The organism is Paenibacillus sp. 01T442 (assembly GCF_056398345.1).
This window is the reverse complement of record NZ_JBFTPF010000016.1, coordinates 46,416-62,268: the sequence shown is the minus strand read 5'-3', so window position 1 is coordinate 62,268 and position 15,853 is coordinate 46,416. Positions and strand designations below refer to the sequence as shown.

The 15,853-nt window shown below is 45.7% G+C and carries 9 protein-coding genes; 6 read left to right on the top strand and 3 right to left on the bottom strand.

The features are described 5' to 3' along the window. Positions 1–97 precede the first annotated feature (97 nt). A complete protein-coding gene (locus AC1DLM_RS15705; RefSeq protein WP_477570491.1) occupies positions 98–1,069 on the top strand; it encodes a GNAT family N-acetyltransferase in 972 nt (323 codons plus the stop codon). A gap of 54 nt (positions 1,070–1,123) precedes the next feature. Here the strand turns inward: AC1DLM_RS15705 and AC1DLM_RS15700 are convergent, their stop codons facing one another. Beyond that, a complete protein-coding gene (locus AC1DLM_RS15700; RefSeq protein ID WP_477570490.1) occupies positions 1,124–3,397 on the bottom strand; it encodes a helix-turn-helix domain-containing protein in 2,274 nt (757 codons plus the stop codon). A gap of 335 nt (positions 3,398–3,732) precedes the next feature. On the opposite strand from AC1DLM_RS15700, the gene AC1DLM_RS15695 reads away from it, so the two are divergent. The 4 genes from AC1DLM_RS15695 to AC1DLM_RS15680 all read left to right on the top strand — a co-directional run bounded on the left by AC1DLM_RS15695 (position 3,733) and on the right by AC1DLM_RS15680 (position 13,457). Beyond that, a complete protein-coding gene (locus AC1DLM_RS15695; protein ID WP_477570489.1) occupies positions 3,733–4,638 on the top strand; it encodes an ABC transporter permease in 906 nt (301 codons plus the stop codon). Between the two features lie 16 nt (positions 4,639–4,654). Further along, on the top strand, positions 4,655–5,515 hold the full coding sequence (locus AC1DLM_RS15690) for a carbohydrate ABC transporter permease (protein ID WP_477570488.1): 861 nt from the start codon (positions 4,655–4,657) through the stop codon (positions 5,513–5,515). A gap of 136 nt (positions 5,516–5,651) precedes the next feature. Further along, positions 5,652–7,202, top strand: coding sequence for an extracellular solute-binding protein (locus AC1DLM_RS15685; protein WP_477570487.1), 1,551 nt, complete (start codon positions 5,652–5,654; stop codon positions 7,200–7,202). Positions 7,203–7,295: 93 nt separating this feature from the next. Continuing rightward, positions 7,296–13,457: an S-layer homology domain-containing protein gene (locus tag AC1DLM_RS15680; RefSeq protein ID WP_477570486.1), complete on the top strand. Its 6,162-nt coding sequence runs from the start codon at positions 7,296–7,298 to the stop codon at positions 13,455–13,457. Positions 13,458–13,537: 80 nt separating this feature from the next. Here the strand turns inward: AC1DLM_RS15680 and AC1DLM_RS15675 are convergent, their stop codons facing one another. Next, a complete protein-coding gene (locus AC1DLM_RS15675) occupies positions 13,538–13,765 on the bottom strand; it encodes a hypothetical protein (protein ID WP_477570485.1) in 228 nt (75 codons plus the stop codon). 188 nt (positions 13,766–13,953) lie between these two features. Between AC1DLM_RS15675 and AC1DLM_RS15670 the strand changes: the two genes are divergently transcribed. Further along, positions 13,954–14,097, top strand: a complete 144-nt coding sequence (locus AC1DLM_RS15670; protein ID WP_477570484.1) for a hypothetical protein — start codon at positions 13,954–13,956, stop codon at positions 14,095–14,097. 364 nt (positions 14,098–14,461) lie between these two features. On the opposite strand, the gene AC1DLM_RS15665 is transcribed toward AC1DLM_RS15670, so the two are convergent. Then, positions 14,462–15,709 (bottom strand): carbohydrate-binding protein, encoded by a 1,248-nt coding sequence (locus AC1DLM_RS15665; RefSeq protein ID WP_477570483.1) that lies wholly within the window; start codon positions 15,707–15,709, stop codon positions 14,462–14,464. Positions 15,710–15,853 lie beyond the last annotated feature (144 nt).

Genomic DNA, 15,853 nt, shown 5'->3' with positions numbered 1-15,853 from the left:
GGCGAGATCGCCCAGATGTCCTATATTTCTCAGTAAGGCTATGCCATTTGCCGTGAGTTACGTATGTGTAATCAGGGATACCCAGAGGAGGAGCAGCATGAACTGGATTTTCGAACGAATGGAAGCGTCGCATCTGAGTGATATGGTCGCGCTATGGAATAAGGAGTTGTCGGACTCGTTCCCGATGAGGCTTCGATTGTTGGAGCAGAATGTCGTAGGAGACCGACTTTGGCTAAGGGAAGGATCCTGGGTGACGTTAGAGCAATCGTCCGGACGTGTTGTTGGATTCGTCATTGCCAAGATGGCTAGTGAAGTTACTGCGCGTTTTGGCATTCGCGGGGATATGGGATGGATTCAGGCGCTGATGGTGGACCCTGAGCATAGAAACAAGGGAATCGGGAGTTACTTGCTTTACAAAGCCGAGGAATCCCTGCAGAACGCCGGAGCACGGCGGATCATGCTGGGCAATGATCTGCACGGCCGTCTGTTTCCGGGGATTCCAGATCAACTTGAGGAAACGAAAGCGTGGTTTGAGAAGCGAACATACACCTTCTTGGAGCATTCTTTCGACCTACTGAACGCTTATGAAGAAGGTCAGATCATATCTCTGCCAGCTGTTCATGAGGCGACATTCCGAGTCGCCAATCGGAATGATCGAGAAGGCTTAACAACGTTCATGAATCGCTGCTTTCCTGGCACATGGGATTATCAGCATCGTGACTATTGGGAACGCGGKGGTACGGGCAGAGAGTTCGTCCTGTTAGAGAAAGAGGGCTCAATTATTGGGTTCTGCAGGATGAATGATGCGCAGTCTCCTTTGTTAGCTCAGAATATTTACTGGTCGCCGCTCTTCGAGGGAGAATTGGGCGGCATAGGCCCTTTAGGCATCGATGAGAGCTTCCGAGGACATAAGTACGGTATCTCCATTGTACAAGCAGCGATTCATTACTTGTTGCAGCGTGACGTTCGCCACGTGGTTATTGATACGACACCTTTCGTAGATTTCTATGGCAAGTTGGGTTATCAGAGTTGGAAATGCTATGCGAGATACGCGAAAGATCTAAATTAAGGGAAACCAAGAGGGAGCAAATACACCATCCAGGTGTATCTGCTCCCTTTTCATTTAATTCTTATTATTAAGCCTTCTGAACTCGCTTGGCGTAATTCCTGTATGCCGCTTGAAAACACGGTTGAAAGAAGCGGCAGTGAAGTAGCCAACAAGTGAAGCGATCTCCTGCACTTTCAGGTCGGTATCTCGCAGCATTTCAATCGATTTATTCATTCGAACGGTGAAAATGTAATCGCTGAAATTCGTCCCCGTCTTTTCCTTGAAGTAGGTCGATAAATACGGACCGGTAATTCCCAGCTTAGCTGAGATCGCTTCCAGTGACAGATCATCTCCGAAATTGGACTCCACATATTCCATGACGAACTTGGTCATGACGTCGGTTTCAGATTTTTTCTCTTTCATGGCGGCTGCGGACCGAGATAGGAACCAGTGCAAGAAATCTTTGTACTGCTCTAAGGTATGGCATGCTTTCAAGAGCTCGTAAGGTGAACCTCTGTCTGAGAACGTGTGGATAGAAATATTTTGGGCGTACATACTCTTCATCGCTTTGTTCACGATATCTTTGGTGAAGTCTTGGAACTGGTGGGCTAGTGCGCCAGCCTTGGCAAGCTGATCAAGCAGCTTATCGGCTAGAGGAATCGTGACGGCATCAGACCCTGCTTGTAGATTAGCTGTCAGCTCGTTCTCCTCAGACGGTGTAGGAATCAGTAGAGCAGGCTGTGGACGCCATTCCGTAATGATCTGAACATCTTCGCCAAGCCTCCGTTGTTTAATGAGATCTAGTGCGTTCTGATAGGTTTCCACAAAGTCAGATGAGTTCTTGTGAATAGGACTTGGTGCAATGGTGAAGTTGCAATACGCAGAGTCAATATCCAGCATACGAACAAGATGATCTAGATCATCAGGGTGCCTAACATCTTCCTCATTTTCGATAAAAAGAATGGACAAGATCTGATCCTTCTCCAATTGAAAGGTTAATGAATCTGTGTATCTGCGCGAGAAATGAGTCTCGATCAGTTCCTTATACGTGTTGAAAATGCGCTGATGCCCGTTCGTAATTTCCGTGAGGAACTTATCCTTGAAGTCGATTTGAAAAAGGATGAGCTTGTACGGCTTGTTCGCGTCGATAGATGTATGCAATTGTGAGCCTTTGCCTTCGAGTTTCTTCAATCGTGTCATATAGGCAAATTGCTGCAACAGTGTATTCTTAGAGCGAATATCGTTATGAAATTCCTGATTCGATCGGGATAGATCGTGAAGGGTATTATGAAGCAAGTTGAATTCCTTAATTCGGCTATTCGTAATGCCTTGCAGGCCTGCAGGATGATACGCTTCCAGCGAGCGAAGCATATTCGCAAGTGGATTATGGAATCTCCTAGCAATCAGATAGGAAACTGCAAGTGAGATGAATAGGGAAAGTAGGATTAGAACCAGCATATTGAGGTTAAGTCGGTGAATTTGCTTGGTGAGACCTTTGTCGGAAACGATCTCGATATATGTTAAACCTGTCTCTGCGCTGGTGTGATAGAAGTAATAGGTATTCTTARTTAAGGAATAGCCACTTCCAGATTGCTCCTTGATTTCAGAGGGTAGTTGAGCCTCATCGGAGGAGAAAATCACGTTGTGATTACCATCCATAATGAGGAGGCTGCTTTCAGGCTGTGACTGATGAAAAGCTTCATAGACCTTTGCGCTCTTCATGAAGACGATAAAAGCGAAATTCGTATCATAAGCGCTCTTAATTAGGATAGGCATGAGGCTGCCGATTGGTTTGTTTTCAAATGCAGTAACCGAGTTGAAGACGGCGGAAGGGTAGATTTTGAAGCTCTGTGAGCTTGCCAACTCCTTGTTCCAGAAATCGACCGTATAGGAAGACTGGGCATAAAACTTACTGAACATGGTCTCGGCATTCCGGGTACCATCTTTCTCAATGACAAACCGACTATCTTTGAAATAATAGAGGATGTTGTCTAAATAGAGCAAGGAAATATTAAGTGAGTACTGTAAATTAGTTTGCGCTTTAACCACAATATCGTAGTGGGACAACGGATTGCCATTCTTTAAGATCTCTGTGTCATTGCTGAACAGATAGCCGACCATGATGCTTCGAATCAACTTGATATGCTTCTCATAATTAGCGACAGTCGTATTCAAATTCAGACCGCTATTGAGGATAATCTCATCCTTGATCCGATCGCGGAAGAAGGAATAAGACCACGTATTAATCGATACGAGCAATAGAATAATCGCGATGAAGCTGAAGAACAAGGTGTAGAACAGTGATACTTGATTTTGGATTTTTGTCGAAAATCGTGCTATCCACTTCATCGTGTCATTCCTTTCCTGAGTAGGAGTTAACCATATTGAGTATATCACGGGACAGTGGGAKGGGTTCAATACTCTGAGCTTTAAAAAGTTCTCTATTTTCATGATTCATGCCTCATGAAGTGTAGTTAGGGTGCAAAATAGTGACAGATGGTGGATGCCCATGCGGAATTTTCCAATCAGGCTAGAGCAGCGAATATTGACTTTCCTTAAGAATCTATGTCGATTTCTGGAATGTAGAAAATAGTGAGGAATCGAAAGTATGACTCATTGTTGAGGAGTCCCCGTTGCTTTAAAGTTTGAAGCATAGACAGGATATTCAGACTGGAGGTCAAGGCATGGGGCAATTCCAAAAGAGATGGCATAACAGCAAGTATTTAATGCTCTTGTTTTTGCCGGCGCTTATTTACTACTTATTATTTAAGTATGTGCCGATGTTCGGGATTTTGATTTCGTTTAAGGACTATAACACCTTCAAAGGTGTGTGGGCAAGTGAATGGGTTGGTTTGAAATACTACTCACTTTTCTTTCATAGTCCTGATTTTCTGAAGCTACTGAAAAACACAGTGCTCCTTGGGATTTCCAAAGTTGTTTTCGGATTCCCGGCGCCAATTATTCTAGCTCTACTACTAAATGAAGTACGCAGGGCTGCATTAAAACGATTTGTTCAATCGATTAGTTATTTGCCTCACTTTATTTCGAATGTCGTTGTTGTAAGTATGATGTTCTTGTTTCTCTCGCCAACGAGTGGATTAGTCAATAATGTGATCCAGTGGTTCGGATATGACGCTATGAACTTTATGCAGAATGAAGACTACTTTCGAGCGATTTATATTTTATCAGAAATTTGGCAGCATGTCGGTTGGGAAACCATCATTTATCTAGCAGCTCTAAGCGCGATTGATCCTCAATTATATGAGGCGGCAAGAGTGGATGGCGCGAATCGCAGACACCAGTTACTGCATATTACAATTCCGGGCATTCGGCCGGCGATTATTATTCTGTTTATTTTGAACATCGGACATGTCTTAGATATCGGTTTCGAAAAAGTGCTTCTGATGTTAAATCCTTCCATTTATGCTACCGCCGACGTGCTATCCACCTATGTGTATCGGACAGGTATTCAGTCCATGAACTATAGCTATGCGACAGCGATCGATTTATTCAGCAGTATCATTAACCTCATCTTCATTCTGACTGCCAATTGGATTAGCCGCAGAACGAGCGAGACAAGCTTATGGTAGGGAAGGGAGTACACGTATGAAAAGAAAATTTGGTCTCTTTGATATTGTTTTATTCGTGAGTTTGCTGGGAGTAGTCGTATCGGCACTGTATCCCTTCGTATATATGATAGCGGTTTCGTTCAGTGGTGTCGTGCCAGTCTTAAAGGGGCAAGTATTCCTATGGCCAAAAGATTTTAATTTGAACACGTATGCATCCGTTTTTGAAAAACCAGAAATTGGAAGGGCTTACCTCAATACGATCTTCTATACCTTACTCGGTACGACGCTTTCTTTGCTAGTCAGCGCAGCAGGCGCTTATGCCCTGTCCAAGAAACATATGCTGTTTCACCGTGGTTTCATGATCATGATCGTGATTACGCTGTTCTTCAGCGGTGGCATGATTCCGACGTTTCTCGTCGTCAAAAGCTATCATCTCATTGATACGATCTGGGCAATGATCCTACCAACGCTGGTTAGTTCCTGGAACATCATCGTGATGCGCACGTTCTTTGCCGGTATGCCGCAGGAAGTGGAGGAGTCTGGCAAAATGGATGGTCTTACGGATATCGGTATCTTCTTCCGACTCGTTTTACCCTTATCCAAAGCCATTCTGGCGACCATTGGTTTATTTTACGGCGTTGCGATCTGGAATAACTTCTTCTCCGCTCTCTTATATTTGCGAGATGCCGACCTGTTCCCGTTACAAATTATTGTTCGCAACATGGTGCTGCAAGGTCAGGGTACAGGCGCTGGTAATATCGGCGGCGACAGCATGATCGTAGATGAATCCATTAAATACGCAACCATTATTATTACAACGGTTCCCATCCTGATGGTCTACCCGTTCCTTCAGAAGTATTTTGCAAAAGGAGCACTAATTGGGTCGATCAAAGGTTAATATAGAGGTACAAGAACAATGGGAAGCAAGGAAAGCAAGACAAGCGAGACAGGGAAGTCGAATCAGTCGTGCAGCATGAGGGCATTCAGCATGGGGAAAGCAAAATCGAAGGAAATTAGGGAGAGTGGGGCAACGTATGAAGAAGAAGTCGGTCGTTATGTTAGCAACAATTATGAGCATGAGTTTCGTCATGGGTGCATGTTCGAAAGAAAGCAGTGTAGCAACGCCATCAGCAGCAGCGACAGCAGCAGCCTCATCAGCAGCAGTACCGAAAGCACAAACCTTCAAGTTTCTAGACTACAGTAACCCAAGCTGGCCTTATGATGCGAATTGGAAGGTATGGGGATATCTGACGGAGAAAACAGGCGTGAAGCTAGATATTCAATTGCCGCCAGGAAATCTGCTTGAGGATGCGCTTAGCATGACCGTTGCTTCTGGTGATATGCCGGATTTGATGTGGACACAAACGAAAGCAATCGCTGATAAATTCGGGCAGCAAGGTGCTTTGGTCAACATTCTTGACTATGTGAAGGACATGCCGAACTTGAAGGCGTGGATGGAGAAGTACCCAACAGAAGCGCAGAACGTTCTATCGTCAGATGGCAAAATGTATGTGTTCCCGAATCAAGGTTTGGGTGAATCTAACCGTCGTACATGGATGTACCGGGAAGATGTATTCAAGAAGCTCGGTTTAGCCCCGCCTACGAACTGGGATGAGCTCTATGATACTCTGAAAAAGCTGAAAACGGCCTATCCAGAGAGCTATCCGTTGACGTTCCGTAATGGTTTGCGTTACTTGTATGATTTCGGAGCGGGCTTCAATGTACCTGCCGAAGTAGAGAAACGTAAAGCTTCCGTGTTCTTTGACAGCGCATCCAAGGATTGGAAATACGCGCCAATCCAGAACGAATACAAGACGATGTTAACGTACATGAACAAGTTCTATAAAGAGAGCTTGATCCCGAAAGATTTCTTAACGATTGATACCAAAATGTGGCAAGATATCGTGTCCACGAATCGCGCATTCGTGACACTTGACTACATGGGACGTATTGACTTCTATAATAGTGCATTACGTAAAGACAATCCGCAGTTCACTATGAATTATATGGCTCCGCCAGCAGGTTGGGCGGGTGGACCGCGTAAGACGGCCTTTACCGCAGTGACAGAAGAAGGCTTCATGGTTTCTTCCAAGTCGACCAAAATCAAAGATGTGATGAAGTATTTGGATTTCTTCTACTCGGAAGAAGGCAAGAAACTTGTTAGCTGGGGGAAAGAAGGAGATACGGCTAGTGGAACTTCCTTCACAACGAAGTATGCGGATATCGCAGATTTGAGAAAGAAAACCGGCTTGTCCACAGATGGCGCTTATACATGGTTTGATTTCAATGCTCATATTTCCGTTTCTTCACCAGAGTTGCAAGCTGCTTATAAAGAAGCACCTAAGTATGATGGCGAGAAAAATAGTACGCTTGCTTTCACGCTGGAAGAGCAACAAATTTTGGATACGAAGGGTGATTCCTTAAACGCGAATCGTGACGAGAATTTCTCCAAATTCATTATGGGTTCACGCAACTTCAGCGAGTGGGATAAATTCGTTGAAGAGCAGAAGAAGCTTGGTTATGAGGAAATCGTAAATATTTACAGAAATGCTGACAAACGTGCGAAAGCAGCCGTGAAGAAATAAGGTTACAGAGGAATGGATTTACCATCTTTACCACTAACAGCCCCGCCTGAGATAGCGGGGCTTTGTATTATCCAAAGGAGAGGAATGAAGTTTATGGTGCTTCATCGGTTTATGAAAAGGCTGTCAGCTTTACATGCAGCGTTGTTACTCTTAAGCCTGCTGCAATTGTTCCTTCCACTCCAAACCGCGGATGCGGCGGTTCAGGAGTTTCCGATTTCTTTACAGTTGAACAATATGGATTCGACGACGAATCTAGCTGGCGATATCACAAGTACGGCAAGTCTGGCCGCAGAAAGTAATGCGGATCCCCAATTTATCAAAGAGGGAACAGGGTCGAAGAAATGGTTATTAACGTTCAATAACGGAGCTGATGTCACAGGTACAGTTTCGGTTTATCCGAAATTGGCGCCCAATGTTGACCTGAATGGCTACTCCACGTTTAAAGTGTGGGCTTACTCTGCTAAGGCGAGAACGGGCACTCAGGCGGATCGGCCATTTGAGATCAGGTTTCACATGAAAGGTGATAGTAACTACTACTATTATCGCGTTCTTCTCGATTGGACAGGTTGGAAAGAAATCGAGATTCCGCTTAGTGTCGTGCAAACGCAGAAGAGTTCTGCAAGCGTTGCGGCTTGGGGACCTTTAGATTACATCCGATTCCATCCACAGCCTCTAGGTTCGACAGTCCAAGATGTGGGTTTGCAAATTTATTTAGATGACCTTCGGTTGACAGGTAATGCAGCGGTTCATCCTGTCACATCGAATAAGCCCTCAGGCGAGTATACGAATAAAGTGATCGTGAACTTATCCAGTGCATCAACACCAACATCATTAGCGAAGCTGTACTATAAACGAGTCGGCATTGACAGTGCATTCCAACTTTACACAACCCCGCTCACATTTACATCGAACGGTGAACAGACCGCTAATGTGACGCTGGTTACGAAATCATCGATTAACAATATTGAAAGCGAAGAAACGACCTATCAGTACGCGATTATATATCGAGATTATGTAGAAGCCGTTAGCGCCAGTCCTTCAGCCGGGACCTATGCGGAAACGAAGTCGATTGCTTTATCATCCCCGACAGTTGGGGCTGCCGTCTATTATAAAATTGAAGGTGTAGATAACACCTATAAGCTGTATACAACACCACTAGTAGTGGATCACCCACTGACAATAACGACGAAGGCTGAATTCGAAGGCAAGGTCAGTGAAGTGAAGAGTTATACGTATAATATGGACTTGTCTGGAAGTTCCAGTACGCCGATTGGCAATATGGAGACTTTTAGCGGTTGGACGAACACGACGGCAACGTCTGAAATACCAGCAGTTCTCGGTACAAAGTCCGGGCGGTGGACGGATCCAACAACGGCCATCAACATAACAGGGATGACAGGGCCTTGGAAGCAAAATGACCAAATCGAATTCTGGTTATATTCAGAGAAAGCATCGAATAAGAAGGTGTACTTCATTCTTGAGTGTAACGTTCCAACGCCTGGCTTTGACTATTTCATGTCTACGTTTTATGTGGATTGGGTAGGGTGGAAGAAAGTTGAAGTACCTTTCAATAAAATGCTGAATTCAACGGGATTAGCTGACTTAGCGAATTTTAACCAAGTCATTATACATCCTAATTGGTACAATTTAGATGTATCGGATCCGACGGATAAGTTGTATTTCGATGGTTTTGCTCTGGCTAAGAATGCGGTGGAATCATCCATTAAACAGATTGATAAGAGCACATTGCCAGATAGCCTACTAAACTATACATTTTCGCTCAAAAATATTAGTGACGTCGATACGGCTTATCAAATTTCGCCCAAAACAGCATTTGGACCTGGTTATGATGTGACGGTTACTCCGACTACCGCTGTCGTTGCGAAAGGCGCGGAAACGGATGTGAATCTTCAGGTCAAGGTGCCTGCCTCCGCGCAAGCGGGTGATGTGCAGAAAGCCATTTATACCGTGAAACCTATTCAAGGTGGTAAGGAAATAACGGTTGAATTGAATGCGAAGGTAGGGGCTCCAAGGGTCGCGACGAAGCAGCATCCCTACATTATGACATCTCAAACGCAACTGAATGAGGCGAAGGCTAAGATTCAGAGCTATGGTTGGGCAGAAGATTACTTAGATGCGATTAAAGTAAAAGCAGATAGCTGGTTGAATAAAACGGTCTATTATCCTTCCAAACCAGCAGGAGAGAGTGGGAAGTTCGTCTGCGGCGATACGCCACTCGTATTTAATTATGACACGCCTCATGAACATTTGTGTCCGACGAACAACCAAATATACACGGGTTCGGATGTAGATGCCGGATGGCGGTTCACAGCACATACGGTTAATATCGAGGCGGTACGCAATCTTGCGCTAACTTATGCATTAAGTGGTGAAGCGAAGTATGCCCAGAAAGCCAAAGAGATGCTGCTCAATTATGCGGAGCTATATCCAAGCTATGCCATGCAAGCGCTAAACGGCAGACTATATTATCAGTCGCTGGATGAAGCGGTTCAAATGATTGAACTCGTGCAAGCCTATGACTTAATTGAACCAAGCGGTCTGTTGAGTGCCGCTGAGAAATACAATGTGGAGCAGAATTTGTTTGCCCCTTCAGCTAAAACTTTGCAGGGTTATGATGTTGGTAAGTCTAACTGGCAAACGTGGCACAATGCGGCAATCGGTGCAGTTGGTGCAGCATTGGAAGATAAGACGCTGATGGATTTCTCTGTGACTGGGAAGAGCGGATTTAATTTCCAAATGGCAAACAGCGTATTGTCCGATGGATTCTGGTATGAGGGTGCGATTGGTTATCATTTCTACGCACAGTCAGCGTTGTTCTTCCATGCGCAAGCCTTGAAGAATATGGGTTATGATCTTTTTGCTAGTCCGAACTTCAAGAAAACATTTGACGTTACACTGCAATATGCGTTCCCGGATCTCGGCATTATTAACAGTAACGATTCTGGTAAGTATCCTACGAATTTAGGGGCGCCAGGCAGAGTTGTACCGAKGGATTACGAAGGCGTATATGCGGAGTATAATGACGCTGATTACGGTACGCTGTTGAGTATGCTTTATAACGATAGAGAGCGGGCTAGAGGCGGCTTTATCGTGCCAGGCAATACTAACTCAGGTATTGTTGGCGAACAAGCGGTGTTCTACGGGAAATCCGTGATTCCAAATGGAGGAACATTGCCGTCCGAAAGTATGAATTTCACGGGACTCGGCCATTCTGTTTTGCGTGCAGGTACTGGAGATGAGCAGCTTTACGCACTTGTTGATTATGGTGTGCACGGCGGTTATCACGGTCATCCAGATAAGCTTCATTTGGAGGTATTCGGCAAGGGTGAGCGGTTAGCCCCGGATCTTGGTATCCCTCCTTACAGTAACTCTATGTACACGTCTTATTACAAAACGACATTCTCTCATAACACCGTCATGGTTGACGGCGATACGCAGGCAATTCCGACTGTGAACAATGTGGAAGTGTATGAACCGACGAAGTTATTCATGCAATCGGAACCGTTCAATATTATGACAAACACATCAAGTAAAGCTAACGCGGGCATGGGTCGCTATGAGCGAACAGTGGCTGTGACCAAGGATTACATGATCGATCTATTTACACTGGAATCAGCAACGAGACGTCAGTATGATTGGTTAATGCATGGTATTGGTGCATTCACACCTGGCACGACAATGGACACTTTTGCAGGTCCACTAGGCACGAAGGACTCAACGCCATTCTTCCGAAATGGCACATCCAAGGAGCTGTCCGGTAGTTGGGAAGGAGCATGGAATACCGTCAATGGAAATGGGTTAAAACTATTTAGCTTAACTAGCTCCCCAAGCGCGCCTTCTACGATGATTGTAGGTGAAGCACCAGGGCCAGGCAACGATACGGCTGCTTACACACCTACAGTGGTCAATCGGGTGTATGGCAACAATGCGCAATTCGTTAGCGTACTTGAACCGTACAAAGGTACAAGTAAAATCGAGAACGTACGTAGAACCGATCCAACACATATCGTGGTGGACATGAAAGATGGTCGTAAGCAATTATTTTATTCGAATAGTGAGAAGGAAGTCGCTGGACAGTTGCAATATTATTTCGTAGACGGTTTGCAACAAACCGCGGAGAATGTTGCCATCACAACGAGTGTGAACACGAACGAATTACAGCTGACGCTAAACGAGCTGTCAGGTGTAAACAGTGTGACTACGGTTACTTACGCACCATCCACTACGAAGGTGTTATGGAACGGCAGCGAAGTACCTTTCACCAAAGATAATGGTTTTGTGATGGTAAGTGTTCAGCAGTTGTCTGCACCTGCGTTATCAGCAGATGTGACTGCGAACGATACACTAAGCCCGATCGACATCACATTCACAGAGGATGCAGCATGGAGAGCGGCCATCACAACAGTGAAGGTTGGCGCTACAACGTTGTCACCGACGGATTATGAGATTCAAGCAGGGAAGATCACGATACGTGCGGGTGTGTTAGGTGAGGGTAGCCATGCGGTAACGGTAAAAGCATCGAATTATGGTGATACTGTGGTTACACAGGTTATCTTGCTTGGTGTACCAGTGGTGATCAGTAACGATGCTTTGCTATCGGACTTAGATGTAGATCAAGGTTCGATAACATTCGATCCTGCGCAGCTTTCATATAGCGTGGAAGTTCCGAATAGCGTTACCAGTCTTATTTTGACAGTAAGTAAAGCTCATACTAATCAAACGCTGACCGTGACGGGTGCAACTTATAGCTCAGTAACGGGTAATGTGTATACCTACACGGTGAACGACTTACAAGTGGGATCTAACCTCATTGATATTCAGGTGACAGCGGAAGATGGCATTGCTATGAATCCATATCAACTTCGTGTGAATCGAGCGCCAGAAGCGCCTGTAGTTAGTAATAATGCCGACTTAAGTGGACTAACGTTGTCTACTGGCGTCATTGCTCCTACTTTTGCAGCGGGCACAACGTTATATAGCTCGAATGTGCCTAATTCGGTATCGCGTATATCGGTAACTGCGAATGTTGATGACAACCATGCGACGATGACGGTTAATGATGTTGTAGTGATTAGCGGCCAAGCAAGTGGATGGGTTAATTTACAAGTAGGTTCGAATGAAATCAAGATCGTGGTGACTGCACAGAATGGTAGTAGTAAGACTTATACGGTGACTGTAAAACGCGATGCAGAGGCTGTTGTGCAAGGAAACAGTGGCTCAACGCCAACTTCAAACAACCTACCCGTTGTTTCTACAAATGGTACGTTGACATTGCCTCGAGGTAAAACAGGCGAGGTTAGTTTGAACAATGAGGTGAAGATGACAATCCCGGCTGATGCTTCGGCCAAAGAACTGAAGGTCACGATAGACAAAGTGCTAGATACTACAAAATTGATAACCAGTAAAGAGGTTCTCGCTAGTCCGATTTTTGAGATTTTGAAAAACTTCTCTGAGAACTTCAGTAAGCCAATTACGCTAACGTTTGCTTTTGACAAAACGAGCTTGAAGGCTGATCAGAAAGCAGTGGTTTTCTATTATGACGAAGCGAAAAAAGTATGGGTGGAAGTCGCTGGTGGTAAGGTAAATGGGGATCAAATCACCGTCGATGTGAACCATCTGACGAAATATGCGGTATTTGCTGTTAACCAAACGACTGTTGTTCCTGGGAAACCGAACGTAGATCCCATATTAAATCTGAGTGATATTGCAGGACATTGGGCAGAATCGGATATTAGAGCAGCGTTGAAAACGGGCATCGTACATGGGTATGAGGACGGCTCATTTAAGCCGAATCAGTTCGTGTCGCGTGCGGAATTCATCGTCATGCTGATGAACGCTGTGCATCCGAACGCTGGGGCAGAGAAGCTGCCGAATTACAGCGATGGCGATACGATCGGCGATTGGGCGAAGCAAGCGATTGCGCTGGCAGCCAAATCGAACCTTGTTCAAGGCTACGAGGACAGCACGTTCCGCCCTGGCAATCCATTGACAAGAGCACAACTGGCTGTTGTGCTGGCGAACGCGTATGGCGCCGGTACATCGGCGGCGAAAGCTGTGACATTCGCGGATGTCTCCGACATACCTGCGTGGGCCCTAGAAGCTGTAGGCATCGTACAAGAAGCGGGTCTGATGCAAGGATATGCAGAGAACCGTTTCGGACCACTTAGCACAGTTACCCGTGCAGAGGCGATTACGGTGATTACTCGATTGTTGCCTAAGCAAGCTAGTAAGTAAAACTAGTCGTAGACAGAAACCCAAAAAAGACACGCGCTTGCATGCAAGCGTGTGTCTTTTGGGTTTTTCTTTTGTGGGACTCACGAATCCTCCCAAGCCATCGCCTCGACCTCCTCCACCTTCGTTTCCCCGGCCTGTGCTCTAGCCCTATTGCCCCCGCCTCGGCCTTCTCCCTGCTCTCGCCCTATCGCCATCCCCTCACTTTCACCGCCTTCGCTCCAGACACCTCCCCAGCCCCAGMCCCAATATGAGTATTGAGAAGTAAGGACAGTAATGAGGGGGATGAGTGTAATGAGAATAATTAGCAAGTAGGTGTTCCCCTCCGTTATTGGAAATTGATGCAAATAGGCATCAATTTGGAGTGATTTCAGGAGATTCTAATGAAATACGTTAAAAAGGTTGCCTATTCGCACGCATTTCCTTTTTTTGTGGTCAAAACGTGGGAAAAGGTTGTATTTTTGCATTTTTGAGAGTGAGGAGAGGAGGGAGATGGGAGATGGGAGATGGAGAGAAGGAAGAGGAAGGGGAAGAGGAAGAGGAAGAGGAAGGGGAAGAGGAAGAGGAAGAGGAAGTGGAAGAGGAAGGGGAAGAGGAAGAGGAAGAGGAGATAAGGAGAGATGCGAGGAAGTGGAGAGAGTAATTCATTCAACATCCCATGCCGCTACCCCGCTCTGCCTCAACGCCTCGTAGTGCTCTATGTAGTCAGGTTAGTAGAATTAGTCCGAAATTACCCAACTAATCCTATTGTCAGCCCCAACAAATCCGGATTAGTCCGAATAAGCCTAACTAAATCGCCGAAAACGCCTCACCCGCAAGGAAATGGTGTTAATAGTTCGGCATAATCGGACTATTAGACTATTTTAGAGTAGAATGCTCGGTTTAGTTCGGAGATTTCGGACTATTACAGATTCTGGGGAGGAGTTGAGGAGGTAGGCAAAAAGAGAATAAGCCAATTGCCTAAGCAACTGGCCAATCCTTCCTTCCTTCCTTCAATTCACTTCAAATTAATAAAGTTTGGTGATTTTCCACCAATTGATATCGAAACCGCCGGTCGCTGCATAGATGCCGAATTGATGTGTGCCTGCTGGGATCTGAACCTGATGAGAGACGGTGCGATACGTCGAAAAGCTGCCGGTATTGGGGATATCGATTTGACCTAATACGGTTCCCCCGGCGTTGATGTCCAGCGAGATTTTTCCGTTATTATTCGGGGTCGCGATCCGATATTCGACCAAATACGTGCCCGCCGTGGGAATGTTCACATTGCTGAAAGCGATCCAATCTTGGCTGTCAATCGCGCCAACATTTTGGCCACCGCCTGTATCAGGTGTGGTCTCAGTGATGACGCCACTCATAGAATTGTAACTTTCCGCTTGGAACGTGCGGTTATAACAGCCGCCAACAGCGAGTTCGCAGATTTCTGCTTTATTGGTGGAAACCTTGAGGTCGTCGTACCAGATATAGGAGTCATTCTGAGGTGCGAATGCGGAAGTTGCTMCGCCGAAGAACGAAGAGAAGTACGCTTTATCAACCTGATCGGTGTTACGTACGAAGCGTAATCCTGTAATGTTGGCTGCCGAAGTGCCGTTATACCAAATTTGAATCTCACCATCTGGATTGGCATTTCCGTTCGTGACGGTGTTGACCTTGAGGCGCTGAACGATGTTCACCCATGATCCTTTCGGATAATAGATATCGGCACCGTTGTTTTTCAAAACAGCATAGTCCCCATATTGCCCAGCATTGCCCATGTGATAGTAATAAATAGCGGCTTGACCGCCTGAACGCCATATCATCCGAGAGCTAAAACCATTGTAGCCCGTACATTCCTGCCCGCCTGAACAAGCGGCACCGCCGGCTAATCCAAGCCCTAGTTTGCCTGCATTTTCGGTCGATCCCCAACTGAAATCGCTGCTGAATCGAACCCAATACGATAAATAGTATTCTTGCCCAGGTGTTACGGTAAAAGGGGCTTGAGCACCAGAGTTTTGCGGGTCAATTTGGCCTTGTGGATAGAACACGCGAAGCGATTGACCGCCAGAGTGGTTAAAATTGTAGCCGTCGATCCATGTGCGTGTGCTCATCCCAAGGTCCCAAGGGGCACTCCAACCATCGACACCCCATTCGGCTAAACTGTAAGCGCTTCCGCGAGCGGGCCGTTCAAACGTATTCACTTTAGGTGCGGCGTATGCAACAACTGATCCCAACATCATGAAGAAAACAAGCACGAGCAGTAACACTTTCTTTTTCATAAAAAACCTCCTGTTAAACTAATAAACGCCTTATTTCGGAATGAATGATAAGATGCTGTGAAATTCATGCTGATCGTTGGCCGTTCGTGTCTTGCTACGTTAAACCATCACCTTCTTCCTTCGTCTGGGGAAATCTCACCACTA

Excerpts from the sequence above, each read along its gene's own strand:
- AC1DLM_RS15685 (WP_477570487.1), top strand. The coding sequence starts at position 5,652 with ATGAAGAAGAAGTCGGTCGTTATGTTAGCAACAATTATGAGCATGAGT.
- AC1DLM_RS15690 (WP_477570488.1), top strand. The coding sequence starts at position 4,655 with ATGAAAAGAAAATTTGGTCTCTTTGATATTGTTTTATTCGTGAGTTTG.
- AC1DLM_RS15695 (WP_477570489.1), top strand. The coding sequence starts at position 3,733 with ATGGGGCAATTCCAAAAGAGATGGCATAACAGCAAGTATTTAATGCTC.
- AC1DLM_RS15670 (WP_477570484.1), top strand. The coding sequence starts at position 13,954 with ATGGGAGATGGAGAGAAGGAAGAGGAAGGGGAAGAGGAAGAGGAAGAG.